The organism is Acaryochloris sp. 'Moss Beach' (genome assembly GCF_021497025.1).
Classification (GTDB): domain Bacteria; phylum Cyanobacteriota; class Cyanobacteriia; order Thermosynechococcales; family Thermosynechococcaceae; genus Acaryochloris; species Acaryochloris marina_A.
Window position 1 is genome coordinate 228146 of record NZ_CP071718.1, and the last position, 15100, is coordinate 243245.

Below are 15100 nucleotides of genomic sequence, written 5' to 3' on the forward strand. Positions count from 1 at the left end.
TGATCTACTTTAAGGAGGTCTCTAATGACAATTCCTCGGATTTCACCCTATCCAATGCCTACGGCAGAGGTCTTTCCACTCAACCGAGTCGAGTGGTCAGTGCAGCCATCCCGAGCCGTACTGCTCATCCACGACATGCAGAACTATTTTCTCAATTTCTTTGATGTGAATACGACTCCGATTCCAGCCTTGCTGCAAAATATCACAGATGTAAGAGACTGCTGTCGAGAACGAGGAATTCCTGTGTTCTATACGGCCCAGCCTGCAGAACAGTCTACGTCAGAGCGTGGCTTACTCACTGACTTCTGGGGGCCGGGCCTAGGCTCTCATCCTGAGCAGGAAGTGATTCCAGAGCTATTGAAACCTGCTGAGAACGAAGAGGTGTTAACAAAGTGGCGATACAGCGCCTTTCAGCGCACGAAATTGCAATCTCTGCTGAAACAGCTTGGTCGCAACCAACTCATTGTTTGCGGAGTGTACGGTCACATTGGCTGTCTAATGACCGCCTGTGACGCCTTTATGAATGATATTCAACCCTTCTTAATCGGGGATGCGATTGCAGATTTCTCCTTGAATAACCATCACATGGCAATGAACTACGTAGCTCAGCGCTGCGGGATGACGGTATCAAGTCAAAATCTAAAAGAGATGCTGGAAAGTTCTCCGAATTCCGTCCTCTTGGAGAAAGAGCGTCTCTCTCTCAACTTGTCTCAAGTCGCAGTGACTCAAGCACTTCGACAACAGCTCAGTGAGCTTCTGCAACATTCTCCACAATCCTTCGGAGTGGAAGAAGATTTACTTGATTGGGGGCTGGATTCGTTGCGCCTCATGAGTTTGGTGGAGACCTGGCGCAGCAGAGGTGCGAATGTGAGCTTTGCCGATCTAGCGGAACGGCCAACGATCTCTGCCTGGACGCAAATGTTATCAAGTTCACAGGCGAGTAACCCAGTTAACAGCAGTAGGATTTAGAAGGAGAGCTAACAATGGCTGAATTCCTACAAGGTCTCTGGCCCCTTTCCGCTTCGCAAATGGGCATCTGGGTGGGCCAGCAGCTCAGTCCCTGTAGTCCTGTCTACAACACAGCGGAATGCATCGAAATTTGTGGCCCCCTAGATGTAGATCTATTTGAGCGATCGCTATGCCAAATGGTAGAAGAGACTGAAACCCTCAATCTGTGCTTTGATCACAAGGCAGAGAAACCGAGACAGTATTTAGATACCAGCCTTCCTTGGCATCTTCAACATCTCGATCTGAGTGATGTCGCTGATCCAAGACAGGCGGCCCAAGAATGGATGCAACAGAATCTTCAGCAGACTGTCGATTTGGGTGCAGGCTGCCTCTTTGCGCAGGCCCTAATCCGCATTGCACCAGAAAGTTACTGCTGGTATCAACGCGTTCATCACATTGCAATCGATGGTTACGGTGCATCTCTACTGTTACAACGCGTGGCAGAGATATACACAGCTTTGAGCCAGGGGAAGCTAGTTCCTCCTACCCGCTTTACTTGCTTGCAAGCAGTACTGGAGGAAGATTTTGCTTACCAAGCTTCAACACAACAGCAGGAGGATCGTGCCTACTGGCTCACTTTTCTTGAGGGTGCTCCTGAGCCTATCAGTTTGAGCGTTGAGACGGCCCCCATTAATGCCTTTAGTATACGCTGCAGGCACACTCTCCCCACTGAGATTTTCCAGCAGTTACAATGCGTCGCCCAACAGATGAAGGCATCCTGGCCAGATGTTCTACTGGCAACGATTGTGGTCTATCTGCATCAGGTCACGGGAGCCACAGACCTCACCCTCGGCCTGCCTATGATGGGTCGCTTAGGCTCAGCTGCATTAAGAGTCCCAGCCATTGTAATGAATATAGTGCCGCTACGGGTATTGGTCAGTCCAGGTATCTCATTCTCAAGCCTGGTCAAACAGATTGACGAGCATTTGCGGGCCATCCGTCCCCATTATCGCTACCGCTATGAACAGCTTCGACGAGATCTCAAGCGAGTGGGAGGAGGTCGTCGATTGTTTGGGCCAGTCATAAACATCATGCCCTTCGACGATGACATCCGTTTTGGCAACATGCCGACCAGCATCAGCAACTTTTCCGCTGGGCCAGTGGAAGATCTCGCTATCAACATTCGTACCTACGGCCCAGCTCTCACGATTGAGCTAGACGGCAATCCAGCCTGCTACTCCCACGAAGATCTCATGAGACATCAGCAGTACTGGTTAGCAGGACTATATGCAGCTCTGGAAACTCCCGACCAGATCATTAGAGCTACACCAGTTTCATTGTCAGAGCCAGATCGAACCTTAGGCAAGCTGATCAAGGGTAAACCACATAATGCTCCCGTACAATTCGTCCTTGATCGATTTATTGACCTAGCCCAGCGCCATCCCCATGCTGATGCGGTGATCGAAGGGGACATGAGTATGTCCTATGGCACGCTACTTCAGAATTCCCAGAAAATTGCCTCCCGACTGGTAGCAGCAGGGGTCAAACCGGGGCAGCTAGTTGCGATTTATCTGCCTCGCAGTGGTGAAGCTATCGCGGCGATTCTTGGGGTACTATTCTCCGGGGCAGCTTACATGACTCTTGACTCGCAAGCTACCCCTGCCCGCACTGCTAGTCTCCTCCAAGATGCGCAGCCCTTTCTACTTGTTACTAAAACCAATCAAGAGCCTCAGTCTATTTCAAACTTACCACCCCAGATCTGGCTAGATCGTCTAGATGAGTTTCCGACTACAGCTAGCGTCAACCATCCTCAGAACAATACCTTAGCTTATGTGGTGTACACCTCTGGCTCTACGGGAAATCCCAAAGGTGTCATGATCGATCATCTGGCCCTGGCAAGTTTTACTGCTGGTGCTCTACAGCAATACGGTATTCAACCCGGCGATCGGGTGCTGCAATTTGCCGCGCTGCACTTTGACGCCAGCGTCGAAGAAATTTTCATGACCCTTTGTTGTGGCGCAACCCTGGTGCTGCGTGAAGAGCCTATGTTGCAGTCCATGCCTGAGTTTTTAAGGATCTGCGATGCTAAACAAATCACCGTCCTAGATCTCCCCACTGCCTTCTGGCACGAACTAGCATTTTGCCTAAGCCAGGATCAAGCTAGCCTCCCTTCCTGCATGAGAGTGGTAATCATCGGTGGTGAAGCTGCCCATCCTGAGCGTGTTCACCAGTGGCATTCGGCTGTTGGGAATGAGGTAACACTGCTCAATACATATGGCCCAAGTGAAACCACGGTGGTGGCTACGGTAGCCCTTCTGGAAACAGAATCTGGCTATCAAAGCGCGGTACCGATTGGCCGTCCATTGGTAGGGGTAGAAGTGGTCGTGCTAGATCCCAATGGATATCCAGTCTCCGGTAGTGAGGAAGGTGAGCTTTACGTACTAGGGCCAACCCTGGCGATGGGTTATTTAGGGCAATTGCAACTGACCACCGATCGGTTTGTTTACTTAGATCAGTTCCCGGGACGTCCCCGAGCCTATCGAACAGGTGATCGGGTGCTGATGCGACAGGACGGTCAATTGGTGTATATCGGTCGCCTTGATACAGAATTCAAGATCAGTGGCCATCGCGTTGATCTAGCTGAGATTGAGTCTATACTGGCGGCAACACCCGGAATTCGGGAGGTGGCTGTAGTTGGCTATTCCCTACCGGAGGGTATCAAGCGTCTCTGTGCCTATCTGGTTACCGAACCTCCGTGTCCTTCCATTCAAGCTCTGCGTCAGCATCTTGCCCAAATCATACCTGCAGCTATCATCCCGGCTGGGTTCAGCGTTATGGATGCTCTGCCCAAGACTTCCTCAGGCAAAGTGGATCGATCATCCTTACAGGCCCATACTCCTAGCTGGCTCACTGAGTCAGATCTGACCGCCGTTTCTCCCCTAGAAGCACTAATCTTACGTACTTGGGAAGAGATCTTGGGTCAACGGGGACTCACTGCACAGGATGACTTCTTTGAACTGGGTGGACAATCACTGCAGACCATTCAGGTGACAAGCTGGCTCAGTGTTAAGCTGAACCATGAGATTCCTATCGCAACGATTTTCCGCCATCCAACGGCTGCACAACTTGCAGCAGCTTTAGCCCCCATCGTCCAGGTAAATGGCGGACTAATGGATAATGGGATCGTTGTCCCGGAGCCAAACCTGCACAAAACGCTGTTGGCCCCCCTTCTGCCAATTACAGAAAGCGAACTGCCACCTTTATTCTGTGTTCATCCTGCCGCTGGCATTAGCTGGTGCTACATGGGCTTAGCCAAAAAACTGAGTTCTTACCACTCACTCTACGGCGTGCAATCTCCTTACTTGGAAGCTGAGATCTCCGCTATAAAATCTCCTCAAGAGCATTGGACGCATATCCTCGAAGCACATCTAGCACTAATTCGTCAGGTTCAGCCCCAAGGGCCATATCACCTGCTGGGCTGGTCCTTGGGTGGAATGATGGCTCAAGCGATGGCGACTCGGCTTCAGCAACAGGGGAATGAAGTTGATCGGCTGATTTTACTTGATGCCTATCCCGGTCAGCAGCTAAAGCGGCAGCGGTCTGATGACCAAGAAGTCTTCGCCCTGCTACTTCAGGCAACGGGACAGGCGTTTTCAAAGCCAATCCAAAGTCTCCAGGATAAAGAAGCTCTTCTGATCCAACTGCGACAGCAAAAAACAGGAATCCAGCTCGATTTGCCCATACTGAATACACTCATAGATATTACGCGCCTCAATATTGAGCTGGCCTGTCAAGCTCCATTGCCTGAGGAATATCACGGCGATCTACTCTTCTTTACGGCGACCCAAGGGCAGAGAGATACTGGTCTCATCCATCAAGCTTGGCAGCCCTTCATCACCGGATCAATCGTGAACTACGATCTGGAGGCTGACCATGCACAGATTCTGACGGGTGATTGCTTGCAAACCATCGTACAGGCAATTGCTACTCAACTGACTCACTAGCTTGGCAGGGCTGATCGCCCTTAATCCCTCACAAACGACCTCAAGTAGGAAACGACTTATGAATACCAAAACTCTAAACTGGAGCCAAATTGATACAACGGAGCCTACCCCCTTTATTGACTACCTAGACACCGCGACAGCTCAGGCCGAAATGCAGCGGTATAAACAAAAAACCTATGATCTCTTGGCAGTGCCTGGCGCTTTTCTTTTAGATGTTGGGTGTGGCACCGGGGAAGATGCTGTGGCCTTGTCTAAGCGGGTTGGCCCTGATGGTAAAGTGATTGGTCTGGATTGTAGTGATGCTCTCATCCAGGAGGCGCGTCGACGGATTACCGTTCAAGACCTACCTCTAACATTTAAGGTAGGGGATGTGCATCATCTAAAGCTTGCCGATGACAGCATCGACGGCTGCCGCGCTGATCGCCTGTTTATGCACATTGCGAATCGGCAGCAAGCCTTAGCCGAAATGACCAGAGTCACTCGGCCTGGCGGACGGATTTTAGTCAGAGAACCAGACTGGGATACTCTGATTGTTGATCATGCCCATCGAGATTTGACTCGACAGATTCTCCGGCAGCATTTCGATCACTCTATACGCCATAGCGCTTCGGGGGGAGAGCTGTTTCGACTGTTCCACCAGGCTGGACTCACCCAAGTTGCTGTGGCAGACACCTCGACCCTGATTCTGACAGATTTTTCAACGGCTAACCGACTCTTTGGTTTAGAGGATGCAGCTGCCTGGGCGAAAGCACAGCTACCAGATTTGAGTGCCCACATCTCGGCCTGGCTCGCAGATCTACAGCAAGCTGATGGTGACGGCACCTTCTTTAGTGCTGTCACAGGATTTACGGTAGTTGGTTGCAAACCCACTTAATGTGAGGTGAATTATGATGAGTACTAAGCACTCAAGTAAGGGCGATGGCGCACCACTAACCGATAAGCTCTTGGCCGCCATCGCTAATCACTTAAACCAAGACCATTGTGAGGATTTGCTAGCCTGTGCTAAAGCCCAAGTAGATTGGGCTGAGCAGGCCAGGGTGCTCAGTTTAGATGCGGCTGGGATTCAGCTCGAAGTTAGCGGAAATGGTCAGACACAGCCACTGCGAATCGATTTCCCGGAAACTGCAAACGGCGTACTTACCTTTAAGAAAATCTTGGGGACAGTCATCGTTAAAAGTCGCTCTCAGCTAAGATTCACACCTGTGGAAGAGAGCGATTCCTAGTGGTTATAGGGGTTGTGCCGTCGGCGTGGTTCAAAAACAGTAGATTTTGGGTTACACTTCCACGACAAAATAAGCCATCAATTATCGATGACTTGAGGTCTACTTCTTCCCAATCAGATCAGACTATGCCCGTTGGAATCGCTTGAATTCCAGTAGCTCTAGCCAGTGAGAATGTGCTTTTCCTGTCAGCAATTCCTTGGGACTTTTACCTTCTCGTTCAGGAAGCTCACTTCGCATAAAACAGCGGTGATTCAAGAAGTACTGCAACAGTCCCAAATAGGAGTTCCCAAGGGTACGACGAAGAAAGAAGTAATTGCGCAGCCGGGAGTTGAGATTCTCCACCAGAGAACTGGCTCTAGGCGTCTGTTTGAGTGCCTCATACCAATTTGTGTTTTGAGATGTAATTTAGATAGGATCTAATCCTATGTTCATTTCGCAAATATATGAGTCGAGTTAGTACAGTTAAACCGCATCTAACAGTGGATGAGGTGAAAGACAAAATTGCCACGGCTCCGACTGCCCGCTGTCAGCAAAAATGGATGATTATTTATAACGCCCTGGTAGATCCTCGCCCAGCTATCGAAATAGCCACGCATACTGCAACTAGTCTTCGAACGGTCCATCAGGTGATTTCCGCTTACAATCGCCTAGGAGCAGCAGCAATTGCTCCTAGGGCTAAACGGAAGAAGAATCCCGGTGCTTATCTGAGTATTGAGGAAGAGATTGAATTTTTAGAATCGTTTATTGAACGTGCTCAACAAGGTCATTTAACAACGGTTCAAGAGATCCAAACGGCCTTTGAGACTAAAGTGGAGACGTCAGTGGCACCCAGTACTATCTATCGTTTGCTAGACCGACACGGATGGCGCAAACTCATGCCTCGTCCGTCCCATCCCAATGGGAACAAAGCGGCACGAGAGGCTTTTAAAAAAACTTTCGGGGGCTGGTCCAAACTGCTGTAGCAGATCGCTCAGCCGAAGACCAACGTCCCATTGTGATCATGGCAGCAGACGAAGGGCGCTTTGGTCGTCTAGGGCAAGTAAGAAGAGCTTGGTGTGCGCCTGGAATTCGACCCGAAAGTGGGCAGCAGCTTGTCCGTGAATATCTCTATGGCTATGTTGCTGTTGCTCCTGCGTTAGGAAAGATGAGTGCTTTAGTCTTACCCTTTTCCAATACTCAGATGATGAACTTATTCCTAGCACAAGTGGCGGATGAATTTTCAGACTATTTTGTGGTGATGCAGGTCGATGGAGCGTCTTACCACACCAGAAAGAAGCTCGTCATTCCAGACAATATACGCTTGATTGTTCAGCCTCCTCGCAGTCCACAACTCAATGCTGTAGAGCATATCTGGGAGGAGGTGAAAGAAAAGCACTTCTACAATCAGGTTTTTGATTCTTTAGATGCGGTATCCGATACCTTGTGCAAGGGACTCAAAGAACTCATGGATTTACCCGATAGGCTGACTTCTATGACCAATTTTCCTCATATGAGAATTACGATTTAAAACGCAAATTGGTATCAGTAACGGCTTCCATCAGGGAATGGAACTTTCCAGAAAGTCCCCGGTGCAATTGATTCCACTTTTCCCAGTAAGCATTGGAAGTGTTCTGTTTACGATGAAGCAGACAGACTTCTCTAACCTTGGCGAGAGGAACATCCAAACGGGTAGCAATCTCTGCAAGCTTTTGATCTAAGATCTCTGAGAATGCCAGGAGTTGGTCACGTTGGTTGTGTAATGCTTTCCAGAGTTTGCGCATCATGGGAAATTCACCATCGTCACGCTGTTTGAGTTCTACCTTGATGAAGTCAAACAACTCCTGGCGTACTGAAAAGATGGGACCTGCCAGTTCGAGGACATCATGAACCATCCATTGAAACAGGGTTTTGATATCTTTGAGTAAAGTCAGGAGTCTCTGTTCTCGGCGTTTGAGATGGACCAACTTGCTCGTCATAGATCGGGAAACTTGATTTTTAAGTCTAGCTCTAGCAATGTCCTCCTTCTGTTCTAGTCGTGATGAGGTTGCTCCTTGAACTGTGCGCGTCAAACTCTGAACAAAGTCTTTAAACTGTTTGAGGATATGGAAGACATCGCCATGGCATGGGGTATCAGACATGACTGCTTTTTGCCCAGCCCTCAAGCCTTTTGCACCATCACCAATCGTGTAATCTGGGTCGAATCCTCGGTTTTGGAGTTCGAGTAAGTACCAGCCCCAAGTGTCTTCATCTCGATGCTCTGCGGCTTTGAGGAGGTAGCAGTAAGTGGAGAAGGCATCGACCCCTGTTAGTACTGGCATTGAGCCTTGAAAGATCTCATCATGAAGACCCTGCTTAATCGTAGACAGATCTTGAGCTTGGTTGATCTTTTCTGCCTTTACAGCTGCGACTTGCAGACGATTGTGAACGGTTCCTACACTAATTGACCAATCAAACAGATCGCGCAATAGCTCAACGACACCTCGATAGGAGCTATGGCAGATCAACACTAAAGCTAGAATCAGTTGGAACAGCCAAGTTTTTGTGATTGGTAGATAGAACAGCACCTCGTCATCACCTTTAGTGGCGAGAAAGGATTCATCTAACGCTTGCGCAGCAATCCCCTCTTGCTCGTAGACAAACTTCCGACTGACTTGATTCTCTCTGGCAATCCGAGCAATAGGCATGGATCTGGATAGAGCCTGGATACCGATATCTTTGCGGATTTTTGGAGAAAGACCAGCTGCAATAGCAGGGGTTGAAATCATGCTAAGCGATCAATTCAGAGGAGGAAACGACAAGCCTCCAGACTACCCTGATCGCTCATGACACTGTTACCTGGTTTTGAACCTAGCCGATATTTACGCTTTCAATCGGCATTGCCATAGCAATATCGCTGAGATCGTAGCTATCCCCGCACTAAAATAAAAAGGTGCACTGGCCGAAACCTGAGTATAAAGAAATCCGGCCAACAAGCTAGCAGGCAAGGCCATTAGCCCAACAAGCATATGAAAAGTTCCAATCTCTGTGCCTCGTCTGCTTGGATGCACTAAGTCAGCAACCAACGCCTTGTGAACACCCCGTGTAAGGGCAGTATAAAGCCCGTAAAACATGAATAATATCCAAATCAAAGTAGGGCTTTGTGCAAATCCAAACCCCAAATACACAAGTCCAAACAACCCATATCCCATCACCAAAAGTGGCCTGCGCCCTACCTGGTCTGAAAATCGGCCAATGGTAAAGCTGAGAATAACAGACATCAGGTTAAATGCTGCATACAATAACAGCAGACGTGATCCGCTAAAGCCCAAGTCCTGCGATCTTACTAATAAGAATGCATCTGAAGAGTTCCCTAATCCAAACAACCCAATCACGCCCAAATACTTGCGATACGACGGGCTTAATCCCTTGAAGGTAAATTTTTTGAGACTAGAAACTGGATGATTATTCGCAGGAGAGGAGTCGCAACGGTGTCCCCCATCATTCTGAATTTGGCCTGGTTCTCTTACCCACTTGAGTAACACTAAAACACCGACTAGGGCAGGCAAAAAGGCTAGTACAAACACTCCGCGATAATTCCCTACATACTTCCACAGAAACACAAAGCCCACCAGTGGACCCAACACCTCACCCACGCTTTCCAAACTATGATGAAAACCATATGCCTGGCCCCGCTGATGTGGCGCACAGTTCTCCGCAATAAGCGCATCTCGTGGCGCAGCCCTCAATCCTTTTCCCACTCGATCTAGAAGGCGAACGGTTAACACAGCAGTCCAGCTGCTTGCGATTGCCAAGCCAAGCTTAGAAATTGCTCCCAATCCATACCCTGTGACTACAAACGTTTTTCGCTGTCCTGTCCGGTCAGATAGCCAACCCGAATACAGTTTCAGCAAGCTCGCTGTACTCTCTGAAATTCCTTCAACAAAGCCCACAGTCCATACTGGAGCGCCCAAGACAGCGGTTAAAAAAAGTGGAGTAATTGGATACACCATCTTGCTCGCAAAATCGCTAAAAAGACTAACCCATCCCAACGCTCGAACAGTCGGGTGAATAGTTCCGGGAGATTTAATCATGGCAGTAGCAGGGGAGATCGTAGGCTGATGGCTAGCAGCTCTATCTTGATTAAGGTCAGGCACGAACCGCTCCAGATTCTAATGGGATTTTTCTAGAAGTACTTTCATTAGAGAATCTATGCAAGCCGCAAGGGTAAACCTCCGATAATTTGGAGGTAGAGAAAAATGTCCTCAGAGATTTAGGGAGGCTTACCATAAAGATTTTGGCAACTAATTTAAGGAAATTCAAAAGTGTTTCGTGTTTTTTAGATACTGCAAATAATCAAACAGAATTCCAAACTATACCAACATTTGGCACTGTTTAAAAACAGTGAATTTTGGGTTACACTTCTGCGACAAATAAGCCATCAATATTCGATGGCTTATTCTGGTTCTAACGGATTCTGGGGTCAATTAGAATTCAACCCTATTGAGAGTTTCGAGAATCTATCTCCTCTTTCACTGTAGAGTCATTGAGCACTCTAGCAGCGAAGGGAAAAATCTCATACATGACAGCTTCAACTCGTGGCGATCAAACCATCTGTTTACCCGTCGAAAGTGAAACTCAATATCGACAACTGGTCACAGATTCTCAAGCCTTTAGACTCTTTATTGGTCAGGCTTTGACTGCTCACCCTGAACTGTTCCCACCCCAAATGCTAGAAGGGTTTAACTTCCATTATTTCGTCCATTCCATCAAACAAGATCTGACGCTGAGACGGATCAAACTGACGGCCAATGGCGACATCTATCAAATTCGACCTAATTTTATGATGCCGTATATGGTTGGCAAGACTCATGACATGGAGAAAGCCCTTTACCTCTGCCGCTTTGCTGTCCCCTTCGATGCCATCGCCTATGTGTTTGGTCGTGCAATGTACTGGTATCGGGCCTATGCCTCGCTGAGTCGAGCTTCTATTGTTGGGACAACTATCAAAGATCCTCAACGGTTGCCCAAGCATCTGGTGGTGGATGAAAAACATAGTTGGTTGCAAGGTAAGCGAGTCTATCTTCCCACCACAGCAGCCAATGGCTGTATTCTGGGCGTCAACGTCACAGATTCAGCAAGTCCAGAAGCTCTGAAAGCAGGCTACCAAGTATTTCAACAAGAAGCTCTACAGCTCGATCCTACCTATGCGCCAATTACTGCTAATCATGATGGCTGGCTAGCAACACAGATGGCGATGAAAGCTCTGTTTCCCACTGTGACTTTGATTCTATGTTTTTTGCATGCTGTCTTGAAGATTCAGAAAAGTTGTCGTCGTACTCCAGAGATCTTGAGAAATCTCACAGGGCTGCTTACAAGCAACCTAACAAGACCCGCTTTCAGAAGAGTTTACGGAAGCTACGCAAATGGACCAAAAAGAATGTCACCTCACCAGAGTTACGCCAGAAGCTACGGTGTACACACAAGTCTGAATTAGACTGTAAGAGAGCCGTATAGAGCATCCTCATAGATATGGAAAATCCTATTCTGGTGCACGAAGAACTGATTGATGGAACTACTTTTGGAGACCTTCGTTTGCTCAAAAGGGGGCTTCATTATTCGATGCCATTAATCACCATCAGAGTGTCAGCATCCGTCAAATCAGCCAAGGTCGCGCAGAGCAAGTGGGCTACTACCGCTTCTTAGAGAATGAGAACGTGTCTATATCTGAGTTGGTCAAAAGCCTCAGTGACCACTGCCAGCAACAGGTAGAAGAGCGACATATTTTAGCGATCAGTGACACTAGTGAGATCAACTTGCAGTCTCATTCTGGACGCATCAAAACAGAAGAATTGGGTGTCGTCGGTAATGATCGTGATGTGGGCTTTTTTGTTCACCCCACCCTAGCCTTAGATGCAGCTACTGGTTTCCCGCTTGGATTGAGCACTGTTCAACTATGGACTCGTGACCCGAATCGTCCAACGGTCAAAGATAGAGGTGGGTATAAGGGGTTCAGGGTCTATTTGGACAAAAAACAACTCTAAGGCTGTAATGCTTTGACAGCATAGCTTCCAGCTCCTAAAAATTGTGTTTTTCTAGGATGAAAATCGCCAGAACCGTTCCCACATAAGTATTCCAAGGTTTTACAAGTTTTGGTTTTCAACCTGAATATACCTGAAAGCCTTGCAATCATTGATTCTCAGGCATACAATTCCCATCTTTTGATCTAAAAAGCAGCTAACCTCTCTGTAGGGGATTCGAATGGTGATTCATAGAAGTTCCGACTTTCTTCGCCATAGATAGCATCTTAGTAAGCAACATTATCAAGGTATATTTTTACAATCTCTTGGGTCACATATTTTAGGTCCAGAATCGACCTATATGGTGCTATGACAGCAAAGATATTCTTCGACCAAATAAGCTACATCATCAGTACCCAGAAAGCTAGGTATCAACACTACTTACCATCTGCTCAGCAGGTGATACTGTTAAGAGTCAGACGCTGTATAAGCTTTAGGTAAAAGGTTCTAAGGATTATTCTACGTTATTAGCTTTGTCTCTCATGGATAGGAATGACTTGTCTTGAGAAACTTCTCACTGTACAAGAACATCAACATATTTAAGTTCTGCACACGAGAGGATGTGACGCCTTTTTCGTGTAGAAGTGCTTAGATAATAGACTTCAGGAAGTCTACTATTTCTTAGAGATTCCTACCATCAGTAATGACATAGATGAGTCAATATTCAACAATCTCAGTCAAAGCACCGGAGTAGTTAATGTACTCTGGACCAGTAGACTATGAGTGCGAGCGGAATGGTAGTCTAAAGGAGGAATAATGCTTGAAAGCCTTTGACGACAATGATTTCAGGTCTGGAATGGCCGAAATTAAAAAGATCAAAAGTCTCAATTACATATCTAGCAAGGATTACAGAGATTTAAGTCTTCTAAGTTAAGGTAAATTTAGCCTCTGTAACCTATGCTGTCAGAGCATTACAGTCTTAGAGTTGTTTTCTGTCCAAATAGACCCTCAACCCCATCATCACCTTTTGATGGGCTGTCTGAAGAACAGCCTGCAACAAATATGAATGTTGTCACTAAAATTCCCAAAAATAAATTCTTGAAGCTGATGAATCTACAAGTTAGAATTAATTTTTTCCAGAGTAATAATTTGACTTTACGTTTTGAAAGGTTATAGAAGGCAAGGTTGTCTGTGAATTTCTGCAGATAAGCAGATGGAATTAGTCCGAATATGGGGTGCAGTTGATGGGCGGAGGAGTTTGAGACTTAGATTGTGTCTCACAGATTTTGGACGTAATTCTGTTCCCTTTTAGGGTGACTATGCTACTATAACTTTTAGCATCTAAGTACTTCGATCTTGCTGTTATGTAAGCGTGGTTAGCATCTGCTGAAACAATTTGAATGTCATAGTATTTATGTGCTAGATGACTGCTAACAATTTCTAGAGAATCGATAGAATTTACAAAAGTTGGGTGCTCAGCTCGATGGTCTTCTTGAATTCTGTTAATGAATCTAAGAATTCCCCTAGCATCCGCTTCTCTTGAATGAGCTGGCTCTGCAGGAACGGTATTGGATAAAGATAAGTAGCAATTAATAGGTGGAGGGGTTTGAGACGCAGATTTTGTCTCACAGATTTCAGCTGGATTTACACGACTTTTCTTGATGGTTATACCACTAAAGCTTTTAGTGTCTGAACGCTTCGATCTTGCTGTTACATAAGCTTGCTTAGCATCTGCTGACACAATTTGAATATCATAGAATTCATCTGCAGCAAAAATGTTATGAATACCTAGCTCATTGAAAGAACTTGCAAAAGTTGGATGTTCAAATCGATGAGCTTGTTGGGCTCTATTAATTGCTCCAATTGCACTTTTAGCTTTTGATTCTATGCCTTTAGGATGTAGCGAAGTATTTGTATTGGAAATTTTTTTGTGTATCAATATTCAATAATCTATAGGGAATGCCAAGCTCATTGTTCTGGATGAGTGACCATCTATAATCTGGATGCAAAATAACTGTCGCTGATGGACTATAAGGTACGCTCATTCTCCAGGTTCCTATCCATTTCTGTATATCGGGACAATTACGGATAAACTGGCTGTTGTTAGATTGCTTTTGATTCATCTCTTGAGGAGCATTATGTATTCCTTCTGGAAGCTTGGTGCTATCTGATACTTTTGTAACCTCAATATCCATCTGTGTGGTGGGCAAATCGGAATTATCGAGACTGAATAGCTTCCATGTTTGATCTTGCTCTAAAGAAATAAGCGCAGATTTATCATATATAGCTGACATCTTCCAAGTTCCTTCCCATTTCTTAGCCTCTGTACATGAAGTTGGCTGATGCTTTGACTTCAATTCTACAGGCTGAGGAGGGTCTTCCAACTTTACGAGTGAACTGCTATCTTTATCTTCTGGCGACGTAATTTTTTTGCTTTTAGCACTAGTTTTTTTCTCTTTACTTGTGTGAAAAGAAGTTGATGTCGTCTTGCTCGGTAAATTTTCTGATTTCTCCTTTAATGATTTGTCTATAGAACAACTGGAAAAGAATATGCAAGATATTGCTAATAAGCCTAGTGCTAGGTCTTTGTAGATAATCTTATTTAGTGATTTATAGGTCATATTTGAATTAATAAAAATTTGTCTTTAAGATGATGTTGAATTCTTTTGAATGTCATCTTCTTTGAGCTCTAGACATGCCTGACTCATCTAGCACATAGAAATACTAGTTTTGCTGAGTGTCCAAGACAACATTGATTAATTTCTTCCCATGTGCAGGAAATAACGCTCAAGTGCCTGCATATTGTTGATTGTCTGAACAAGCAGTGTGATGAGATTTCTTCTTCCCCTCTAATGGCTGACTGTTCTGGCTAGAAGAGCAACCATATAAAATAGTGAGTATAATCAAGGTCCATAGACTAATCCAAGATTGCATGAAGTCAGCCTGGTAT

12 protein-coding genes and 1 pseudogene are annotated in these 15100 nt (G+C 46.3%); 8 read left to right on the forward strand and 5 right to left on the reverse strand.

Translation table 11 applies throughout. From position 1 onward, the window contains the following. The first annotated feature begins 24 nt into the window (after positions 1 to 24). Genes HRE53_RS27555 through HRE53_RS27570 form a run of 4 tightly spaced genes read left to right on the forward strand, consistent with a single transcriptional unit; the run spans position 25 to position 6175 of the window. A complete protein-coding gene (locus HRE53_RS27555; RefSeq protein ID WP_235111356.1) occupies positions 25 to 969 on the forward strand; it encodes an isochorismatase family protein in 945 nt (314 codons plus the stop codon). Between the two features lie 14 nt (positions 970 to 983). Beyond that, entirely contained in the window at positions 984 to 4952 is a 3969-nt protein-coding gene (locus HRE53_RS27560; RefSeq protein ID WP_235111358.1) for a non-ribosomal peptide synthetase, read from the forward strand. A gap of 58 nt (positions 4953 to 5010) precedes the next feature. Then, the gene (locus HRE53_RS27565) at positions 5011 to 5826 is read left to right on the forward strand and encodes a methyltransferase domain-containing protein (protein WP_235111360.1); all 816 of its coding nucleotides are present in this window, start codon (positions 5011 to 5013) and stop codon (positions 5824 to 5826) included. A gap of 13 nt (positions 5827 to 5839) precedes the next feature. Continuing rightward, positions 5840 to 6175, forward strand: coding sequence for a DUF2470 domain-containing protein (locus tag HRE53_RS27570; RefSeq protein ID WP_235111361.1), 336 nt, complete (start codon positions 5840 to 5842; stop codon positions 6173 to 6175). 123 nt (positions 6176 to 6298) lie between these two features. Here HRE53_RS27570 and HRE53_RS27575 read toward each other — a convergent pair whose 3' ends face one another. Beyond that, entirely contained in the window at positions 6299 to 6517 is a 219-nt protein-coding gene (locus tag HRE53_RS27575; protein WP_235111362.1) for a hypothetical protein, read from the reverse strand. A gap of 101 nt (positions 6518 to 6618) precedes the next feature. Here HRE53_RS27575 and HRE53_RS27580 point away from each other — a divergent pair, with 101 nt between their 5' ends. Further along, on the forward strand, positions 6619 to 7137 hold the full coding sequence (locus HRE53_RS27580; RefSeq protein ID WP_235111364.1) for a winged helix-turn-helix domain-containing protein: 519 nt from the start codon (positions 6619 to 6621) through the stop codon (positions 7135 to 7137). Between the two features lie 38 nt (positions 7138 to 7175). Then, positions 7176 to 7682, forward strand: a complete 507-nt coding sequence (locus HRE53_RS27585; RefSeq protein WP_235111366.1) for a transposase — start codon at positions 7176 to 7178, stop codon at positions 7680 to 7682. Here the strand turns inward: HRE53_RS27585 and HRE53_RS27590 are convergent. Together HRE53_RS27590 and HRE53_RS27595 are read right to left on the reverse strand one after the other, a co-directional pair. Continuing rightward, positions 7672 to 8919: a hypothetical protein gene (locus tag HRE53_RS27590; RefSeq protein ID WP_235111368.1), complete on the reverse strand. Its 1248-nt coding sequence runs from the start codon at positions 8917 to 8919 to the stop codon at positions 7672 to 7674. The genes HRE53_RS27585 and HRE53_RS27590 overlap by 11 nt on opposite strands. Before the next feature lie 93 nt (positions 8920 to 9012). Then, a complete protein-coding gene (locus tag HRE53_RS27595) occupies positions 9013 to 10224 on the reverse strand; it encodes an MFS transporter (protein WP_235111369.1) in 1212 nt (403 codons plus the stop codon). Between the two features lie 488 nt (positions 10225 to 10712). Here HRE53_RS27595 and HRE53_RS27600 point away from each other — a divergent pair, with 488 nt between their 5' ends. Together HRE53_RS27600 and HRE53_RS27605 are read left to right on the forward strand one after the other, a co-directional pair. Next, complete coding sequence (locus HRE53_RS27600) at positions 10713 to 11627, forward strand: hypothetical protein (protein ID WP_235111370.1); 915 nt, start codon at positions 10713 to 10715, stop codon at positions 11625 to 11627. A gap of 130 nt (positions 11628 to 11757) precedes the next feature. Then, positions 11758 to 12126 (forward strand): annotated as a pseudogene (locus HRE53_RS27605) (IS4 family transposase); the annotation flags it as partial. A 1243-nt stretch (positions 12127 to 13369) separates the two neighbouring features. Here HRE53_RS27605 and HRE53_RS27610 read toward each other — a convergent pair. Beyond that, positions 13370 to 14089 (reverse strand): type IV pilin-like G/H family protein, encoded by a 720-nt coding sequence (locus tag HRE53_RS27610; RefSeq protein WP_235111371.1) that lies wholly within the window; start codon positions 14087 to 14089, stop codon positions 13370 to 13372. Then, positions 14043 to 14771, reverse strand: coding sequence for a hypothetical protein (locus HRE53_RS27615; protein ID WP_235111372.1), 729 nt, complete (start codon positions 14769 to 14771; stop codon positions 14043 to 14045). The genes HRE53_RS27610 and HRE53_RS27615 overlap by 47 nt, the downstream gene beginning before the upstream one ends. Positions 14772 to 15100: the final 329 nt, after the last annotated feature.

Bases quoted from the DNA above. Each gene is read 5' to 3' on its own strand.
- HRE53_RS27555 (WP_235111356.1), top strand. From the start codon at position 25: ATGACAATTCCTCGGATTTCACCCTATCCAATGCCTACGGCAGAGGTC.
- HRE53_RS27585 (WP_235111366.1), top strand. From the start codon at position 7,176: ATGGCAGCAGACGAAGGGCGCTTTGGTCGTCTAGGGCAAGTAAGAAGA.
- HRE53_RS27595 (WP_235111369.1), bottom strand. From the start codon at position 10,224: ATGATTAAATCTCCCGGAACTATTCACCCGACTGTTCGAGCGTTGGGA.
- HRE53_RS27615 (WP_235111372.1), bottom strand. From the start codon at position 14,771: ATGACCTATAAATCACTAAATAAGATTATCTACAAAGACCTAGCACTA.
- HRE53_RS27570 (WP_235111361.1), top strand. From the start codon at position 5,840: ATGATGAGTACTAAGCACTCAAGTAAGGGCGATGGCGCACCACTAACC.
- HRE53_RS27560 (WP_235111358.1), top strand. From the start codon at position 984: ATGGCTGAATTCCTACAAGGTCTCTGGCCCCTTTCCGCTTCGCAAATG.
- HRE53_RS27590 (WP_235111368.1), bottom strand. From the start codon at position 8,919: ATGATTTCAACCCCTGCTATTGCAGCTGGTCTTTCTCCAAAAATCCGC.
- HRE53_RS27580 (WP_235111364.1), top strand. From the start codon at position 6,619: ATGAGTCGAGTTAGTACAGTTAAACCGCATCTAACAGTGGATGAGGTG.
- HRE53_RS27600 (WP_235111370.1), top strand. From the start codon at position 10,713: ATGACAGCTTCAACTCGTGGCGATCAAACCATCTGTTTACCCGTCGAA.
- HRE53_RS27565 (WP_235111360.1), top strand. From the start codon at position 5,011: ATGAATACCAAAACTCTAAACTGGAGCCAAATTGATACAACGGAGCCT.